Origin of the sequence: Limnohabitans sp., from assembly GCF_031538885.1 — a bacterium.
GTDB lineage: Bacteria > Pseudomonadota > Gammaproteobacteria > Burkholderiales > Burkholderiaceae_C > Limnohabitans.
Window position 1 is genome coordinate 21505 of the sequence record NZ_JAVKLW010000110.1, and the last position, 6640, is coordinate 28144.

General features: G+C 51.4%; 6 protein-coding genes. 1 reads left to right on the forward strand and 5 read right to left on the reverse strand.

Translation table 11 applies throughout. From position 1 onward, the window contains the following. Positions 1 to 37: 37 nt before the first annotated feature. The 4 genes from RMS03_RS08920 to RMS03_RS08935 form a co-directional block, all read right to left on the reverse strand. Entirely contained in the window at positions 38 to 1081 is a 1044-nt protein-coding gene (locus RMS03_RS08920) for an extracellular solute-binding protein (RefSeq protein ID WP_310626723.1), read from the reverse strand. A gap of 153 nt (positions 1082 to 1234) precedes the next feature. Then, positions 1235 to 2665 carry an aspartate aminotransferase family protein gene (locus tag RMS03_RS08925; RefSeq protein ID WP_310626724.1) on the reverse strand — a complete coding sequence of 477 codons (1431 nt, stop codon included), beginning with the start codon at positions 2663 to 2665 and terminating at the stop codon, positions 1235 to 1237. Between the two features lie 27 nt (positions 2666 to 2692). After that, a complete protein-coding gene (locus RMS03_RS08930; protein WP_310626725.1) occupies positions 2693 to 4063 on the reverse strand; it encodes a glutamine synthetase family protein in 1371 nt (456 codons plus the stop codon). 43 nt (positions 4064 to 4106) lie between these two features. Further along, positions 4107 to 4901 carry a gamma-glutamyl-gamma-aminobutyrate hydrolase family protein gene (locus tag RMS03_RS08935; protein ID WP_310626727.1) on the reverse strand — a complete coding sequence of 265 codons (795 nt, stop codon included), beginning with the start codon at positions 4899 to 4901 and terminating at the stop codon, positions 4107 to 4109. Positions 4902 to 5015: 114 nt separating this feature from the next. Between RMS03_RS08935 and RMS03_RS08940 the strand changes: the two genes are divergently transcribed. Beyond that, positions 5016 to 6533 carry a PLP-dependent aminotransferase family protein gene (locus RMS03_RS08940; RefSeq protein WP_310626726.1) on the forward strand — a complete coding sequence of 506 codons (1518 nt, stop codon included), beginning with the start codon at positions 5016 to 5018 and terminating at the stop codon, positions 6531 to 6533. Positions 6534 to 6541: 8 nt separating this feature from the next. On the opposite strand, the gene RMS03_RS11690 is transcribed toward RMS03_RS08940, so the two are convergent. Beyond that, positions 6542 to 6640: IS3 family transposase (locus RMS03_RS11690; protein WP_405023472.1), on the reverse strand; the 99-nt coding region annotated here is incomplete at its 5' end.

The following is a 6640-nucleotide window of genomic DNA, read 5'->3' on the forward strand; positions in this document are numbered from 1 at the left end:
ACGGTCAGCAGGTCTTGCAGACCAACTGAGCATGCATTTACATCCCTGTTTTGAAATTGGTGTAACTGCGTGTGACCATGCGTCTTTGGTCGTTGTTGTACATGCGGGGGGCATGCATGCGAGCCGCATCTTCCTTGCTCAGATAGATGGTTTTATTGCTCACAATTTCAGGTTTGATCGTGCGTTCAGCACCTAGCACTGGGCTGGGGTATTGCACCTTATTGCTGTCGCCAGCAGCCACTTCGGGACGCAAACGGTAGTTGATGAACTTATAGGCGTTATCAATGTTGCTGGCGTCATTAGGAATGACCATCGTGTCGTAGAACAAGACCGCACCTTTCTTGGGTACAAGCACTTGAATCGTGCTGCCGTTTTTAGCTTCCAATGCGCGCGAACGAGCAATGTTCATATCACTTGACCAACCTAACGCGACACACAGCGAACCGGATGCTAAGTCGTTGATGTAACCCGATGAAGAAAACAAAGTCACGCTGCTGCGAATTTTTTGCAACTCAGTCCACGCGCGTTGGAAGTCGGCCGAATTGTTGGTAGCAACAGGAATGCCCATATAAACAAGCATCGCCTCCATAATGTCTGGACCCGCATCCAGAAAAGATACGCCACATGAGCGCAGGCGAGAGACGTACTTCGGATCAAAAATCAAGGCCCAAGCATCATCTGGCATAGGCAAATCACCCAACGCCTTCTTAACCTTCTCAACGTTGATACCCACAGTTGTGTAGCCCCAGAACCAAGGGATCAAATACTCATTGCCAGGGTCGAGTTTGGCCAATTGCTCCATCACCGCAGGGTCCAAATTTTTGTAGTTCGGAATTTTGCTTTTATCGATCTTGGTTAACAAACCACCACGCGCTTGAAGTGCAGCCCAGTTAGAAGAAGGCACCACAATGTCATAGCCAGTTTTGCCAGCAACCAGCTTGGCATGAACGACCTCGTTCGAGTCAAAGTTGTCGTAGCGCATCTTGACGCCAAACTCTTTATCAAAGTTGCTGACAGTGTTCTCACCAATGTAGTCAGACCAGTTGTACATATTGAGCTGGCCCTGGGCCCTGGCGTTCATACTCAACGCCAAACTCAGCAAAAAACTGAAAAACCAAAAAGACCAAGAGTCGAAGGAACGACGCACATTTCCAAAACGGGGGTGACTAGTCATGGATATCTCCTAGTTGAATAAAGCAGTGAAGAAGTTGAGAAAAAACATTGCAAACATCGCTCAGCACCAGCCCTCAGCTTGAGCTTGAGCCAGCGTGAGATCCAAGCATCGAACAATGAGCGTCATCATTTCGTCAATGTCGGCACGTGTCATCACAAGTGGCGGGGCAATAATCATGCGATCTCCAACGGCGCGCATGATCAGCCCATTACCAAAACAGTGGGCACGACAAGCCATGCCAACCGCCAATTCTGGTGGGAACATCTGGCGTGCGGTCTTGTCCTTCATGAGCACTAAGCCAGCCGTCATGCCGCAAGTACGCGCATCACCAACCAGTGGGTGCTGTAGAAGCTGCGCAAAACGCTCGGCAAGATAAGGGCCTGTATCATCGCGAACGCGTTCCACAATGCGTTCACGCTCCATCCATTCCAAATTAGCTAGGGCAACTTGACATGCAGCAGGATGACCACTGTAGGTATAACCGTGATTGAACTCACCACCGCGTTCAATCAACACCTTGGAAACGCGGTTGCCCACCATCACACCACCTAGCGGCATATAACCACTGGTCACGCCTTTAGCAAAAGTCACCAAATCAGGCTTGTAGCCCATTTGCTCATAAGCAAACCAAGCACCCAAGCGGCCAAAAGCGCAAATCACCTCATCGCTGATCAGCAAAATACCGTACTGATCCACGATACGTTGAATCTCTGGCCAATAACTGGCTGGCGGAATAATCACGCCCCCCGCGCCTTGAATCGGTTCACCAATGAAAGCGGCCACTTTGTCAGCCCCGACCTCCACAATCTTGGCCTCTAACTGGCGCGCCATACGCACACCAAAATCATGCTCGGTTTCACCTAGCAAAGCATTTTCCAAGTAGTAAGGCTGGTCAATGTGAACGATCCCTGGAATCGGCAAATCACCTTGCTCATGCATACCCTGCATACCGCCCAATGAAGCGCCACCAATCGTAGAGCCGTGATAGCCGTTCTTGCGACCGATGATGACCTTGCGCTGCGGCTGTCCTAAGCTAGACCAATAGTGGCGCACCATGCGGATATTGGTGTCGTTACTCTCTGAACCTGAGCTGGAAAAGAACACGTGCGTAAATTCACGATCCCCCACTTTGGGAGCCAGCGCACACAACTTTGTCGCCAACTTAACCGCAGGCACATTGGTGGTGTTAAAGAAACTGTTGTAGTAGGGCAGCTCCATCATCTGCAAATACGCAGCCTGAGCTAACTCTTGTCGACCATAGCCGATATTGACGCACCACAAACCACTCATGGCGTCCAAAATTTTCTTACCCTCAGAATCCCAAATATAGACACCCTCACCACGCGTGATCACGCGTGCGCCGCGTTGAGCCAACGCTTGGCTATCTGTAAAAGGATGAAGGTAATGCGCGCTATCAAGCGCTTGAATGCTGCGGGTATCAACTTGGCGTTGTTGCACCACAGCAGGATTAAAGATGGGGGTCAATGACATTTCAGCTACTCCTAGTCAATCTATCTATCAGACATGAAGCAACAAATGCTCGCGCTCCCATGGGGAAATCACCTCCATGAACTCTTCAAACTCCACCTCCTTGATCTCGGTGTAAACCGTCACGAACTCGTCGCCCAACACCTCACGCAAGTCATCATCACGGCGCAACCACTCCAAGGCCTCACCTAAGCTGCGTGGCAATGCGTACGGTGACAAATAGCCATCCCCCTTCATCTCGGGCTTGGGCTTCAATTTATTTTTAAGCCCCAAATAGCCACACGCCAAACTCATCGCCAGCGCCACATAAGGGTTCGCATCAGCACCGATCACACGGTTCTCAACGCGTCTCGCCTCAGGACTTGAAATAGGAGAGCGAATCCCAACCGTGCGGTTGTCGTAACCCCACTCGATATTGATTGGCGCAGCCATGTGACGCCCCAATCGACGATAGCTGTTGACGTATGGAGCCACCAACGCCATGGCCGTCGGCACATGCTTTTGGAGGCCGCCAATGTAGTGATAGAACTGGTCTGATGCGGAGCCATCGGCATTGCTAAAAATGTTTTTACCAGTCGCCTTATCCAAAATACTCTGATGGATATGCATCGCACTGCCTGGCTCTCCTGCAATTGGCTTTGCCATGAAAGTGGCATACATGTTGTGCCGCATGGCTGCCTCGCGCACGGTGCGCTTAAAGAAGAACACCTCATCCGCCAAACCCAGTGGATGGTCATGGAAGAAATTAATCTCCATTTGCCCAGCGCCAGCTTCGTGGATCAGCGTATCCACATTCAGACCCATCTTTTCGCAGAAATCGTAGATCTCTTCAAACAAAGGATCAAACTCGTTCACGGCATCAATGCTGTATGCCTGACGAGAAGTTTCGGCTCTACCACTGCGACCAATAGGTGGAGTCAACAAAGTATTCGGGTCGGTGTTGCGCGCCACCAAATAAAACTCCAGTTCAGGCGCCACGACGGGCTCTAAACCCAACGACTCATACAAATCACAAACACGACGCAACACACTGCGCGGCGCAAACGGAATCAGCCTGCCATCACGATCGAAACAGTCGTGAATCACCTGCGCAGTAGGGTCTACAGCCCATGGGACGATACGCACAGTAGAAGGATCAGGCAACAAATGCATATCGCGATCATTAGGATTAATCACGTCGTAATAAGGACCAGACTTTGGAAACTCCCCCGTCACTCCAATCGCAACCACAGCTTCGGGCAAACGCATACCACGGTCTTCGGTAAATTTGGCGCGCGGCAAAATTTTGCCTCGGGCGACACCGGTGAGATCCGGTGCAAGACACTCAATTTCAGTCACCTGATGCTCGTTCAACCAAGTTTCCAATTCGCTAAAGTTTGACGGTGTAATAGAAGAAGACATAGTTTTTCCAGACAATAAAAAGAAAGATTGAAACGTTGAGCGCTCAGGCAAACGTCTGCGATGGCGGGCCCTTGAAGCGACTCAACCGTTGCACTTGACGTTCGCGACAGGCTTGCCCAAAGGACTTGAAAATATTGAGATACAAAGGGTGCTCTTGACAGCGCCACTCGGGGTGCCATTGCACGGCAAAAGCAAAACTACGCACTTGGCGCACTTGCACCGCCTCGACCAATCCATCAGGAGCAAACGCCATCGCCTCCAAACCATCGGCCAACCGATCAATCCCTTGCCCATGCAGAGAATTCACCACAGCCTCCTCGCCACCAGCCCATTGCGCCAAAGGGCTACCAGCCACAATTCGCAGCGCATGACTCGGTGCATATTGGTCGCTACAACTCAGCATCGGAGACTCGCGATGATCCATCTTGCCGACTAGCTCATGAACCTGCTGGTGCAGTGAGCCCCCCAATGCCACATTCATCTCTTGAAAGCCTCGGCAAATACCTAAGATTGGAACCTCCAACGCCAGACAAGCACGGATCAGAGGCAAAGCAAGTTCATCGCGTCGAGAGTCCAGAGGCAGATCAGGACGCAACACCTCTTGACCATAGTGCGAAGGATGCACATTTGACGGCGAACCAGTAAACAACACACCATCACAATGAGCTAGCAAATCAGGGATCTGCTCTGGACTAGCCGTGGGTAACGTAAACGGCTCTGCCAAGGCGCAATGCTTAACAGCCAACGCATATTTATCGCCCAACACTGTGAATGGGGACGGCTCAGGTGGCTGTCCAAGTTCACGATGATCATGAGTAACCCAAACCCAAGGATTCATGTTTTGTCTCCTACTATTTATTTTTAATTTAATAGTATTTTGTTTCCTCAATACATAATGCGTAGGTACCAGTTAATTTTTATCGATAGCACCACTTAGCACAGTCAGAAAACAATGCTCACAGACTTCATTACCAAACAAATGCAGGCATGGGCCACCAATCCAAAGCCACCTGAACTCACTCTCAATCGGCAGTTGTATCTACTGCTCAAACAAGCGATCCAAGAAAAAAATTTACGTGCTGGCGAGTGCCTGCCGTCCAGCCGTTCGCTGGCACAAGACCTAGGCTTGGCGCGCAACACGGTGATGAGCGCCATGTCACAACTCGAAGCAGAAGGTTTTCTCGAAACACGCCAAGGCAGCGGAACCTACGTGCGCTACAAGCTGCCTGCACACGTTCGCCTCAAAGGCAAAAAGAAAACGGCCCCAAGCACTAGCGACACACCACGAGCCATTTCAAAACGTGGGACACACCTGCTCAAACAAGCCATGGCCGATGAGTTAGAAATACAACCTTTCACCCAAGGCTTCCCCGACTTCTCACCCTTCCCACTCACCTTGTGGCAACGACTACAAAACAAACACTGGCGCTTGTCTTATGCCGACATGCTGGACTACAACGACACCGGTGGTTTCATGCCACTCAAGCGCGCCATCGCCCAATACCTGCGCATGTCGCGCAACATGTCACTAGAAGACGAGCAAGTCATCATCACCACAGGCACCCAACAATCCTTGAGCTTGTGCGCGACCTTGCTATCCGACCCCGATGACACCGTATGGGTCGAAGACCCTCTGTACTGGGGTGCGGCACAAACTTTTCGCGCCAGTGGTTTGTGCATGCATGGCATACCCACCGACATACAAGGACTCAACATCGCGCACTCCGAACATGCACCAACAGCACGCATGATCTACGTCACACCCTCTCACCAATATCCGACCGGAGGCATCCTCTCACTAGAGCGTCGCCACACGTTGCTACAACGTTGCCACGACATGCAAGCCTGGGTTCTAGAAGACGACTACGACAGCGAATTCAGATTCGCTGGACAAGCTATGTCATCCCTACATGGGCTGGATGTGCATGATCGCGTCTTCTACATGGGCACCTTCTCCAAAGCCCTCTACCCCGGCATCAAAATGGCCTATCTGGTCGTACCATTGCCTTGGGTACAAGCTTTTAAACGCGCTCATTACGACCTACATCGCCCTGGGCTCATGCACCAGCAAGTAGCCATGGCTGAGTTCATCGAACTAGGACACTTCCACACCACAATCCGCAACGCCCGACAACATTACGAAGAGCGTCGTCAAGCCTTACTACAAGCCCTAACCCCATGCCTAGGCAGACATGCCAGCATCAGCGGCGCTGAACAAGGCCTGCACTTGTGCGTCCACCTACCGCCCCACGTAGATGACGTCGCACTCGCCCAACTAGCCCACACATATGGTTTGACCGTGCGTGCCCTTTCACGCTACACCATTACACGCAAAAACCTGCGGGGCCTCGTCATCGGTTATGGCTACGCACCTCTGGCTGCCATTCAGCAAGATGGCTTAGTGCTAGCAGAGCTGATCTTGCGGAACTTGCAGCAGACTGAACCTGCCCCTGTTGGACGTACCTCTTAGCTGGTCAATTATGCGGCCTTCAATAGCTGTGCCGCGTTCCAGCTTTTCTCAAACTGCATCGGGCTGACATAGCCCAATGTAGAGTGAATTCTGCGGTGGTTGTAGAA